The organism is Motilimonas pumila, assembly GCF_003596335.1.
GTDB classification, from domain to species: Bacteria; Pseudomonadota; Gammaproteobacteria; order Enterobacterales; family CBDFNC01; genus Motilimonas; species Motilimonas pumila.
On record NZ_QZCH01000152.1, the window covers coordinates 1 to 595 of the forward strand.

The 595-nt window shown below is 38.3% G+C and carries 2 protein-coding genes; both read right to left on the minus strand.

The window, feature by feature from the left end; all coding sequences use genetic code 11:
- Positions 1 to 44 precede the first annotated feature (44 nt).
- The gene (locus D1Z90_RS20985) at positions 45 to 242 is read right to left on the minus strand and encodes a hypothetical protein (protein ID WP_119912680.1); all 198 of its coding nucleotides are present in this window, start codon (positions 240 to 242) and stop codon (positions 45 to 47) included.
- A 132-nt stretch (positions 243 to 374) separates the two neighbouring features.
- Positions 375 to 595 (minus strand): hypothetical protein (locus D1Z90_RS21865; RefSeq protein WP_232525344.1); only part of this gene is annotated, 221 nt, incomplete at its 5' end.

The following is a 595-nucleotide window of genomic DNA, read 5'->3' on the forward strand; positions in this document are numbered from 1 at the left end:
TGGCCCAGCGCATTGGTAACTTCTTGTGGGGTGTCTTAGTCGCCTTAGTGGTCGGTTTCGGTGATTAAGCTGTCAGCTTGCCAGTTGTTTTGCTTTATCGAGCAACCAAGGTTTACAGTACTCGTAGCTGCGGTTTGCGTAGTTGTCATAACCAAAAAGAAAGGCGCGCCGAACATAGCGGCTGGTGACGTGATAGTAGGGCGTAGATTCAGCACAAATGAGCTGTTTTCGAGGTAGGACATGACACCCTCCTAGTCAAAAAGTCACTTTTTAAGTAAAAGTTGAAAGGCGACTTCTGTCAAATTTTGGTGGGTGTCCTGTATATTTTATATCAAATTAAAAGGAGTAGCCATATATACCCACTAAATTTCACATTACAACTTAAATATTCCCGCTGATGGAAATTTTTTCTTTATTTCATCCAAGTAGAATTTAGAGTCGTATTTACTTTTAATTCTATTTAAATAATTTCTTACATCAGTGCTGCATGGGTAATTTGGTTCAAAAAAATCATTTACTTCATCAAAGTCTCTGCTATTTAAGCATAGGTAAAAAGCATATATATTTTGCCAGAAGTGTTCGGAGTCAGTTTCAT

Coding starts and splice junctions, on each gene's coding strand:
- D1Z90_RS20985 (WP_119912680.1), bottom strand. CDS start 242: ATGTCCTACCTCGAAAACAGCTCATTTGTGCTGAATCTACGCCCTACT.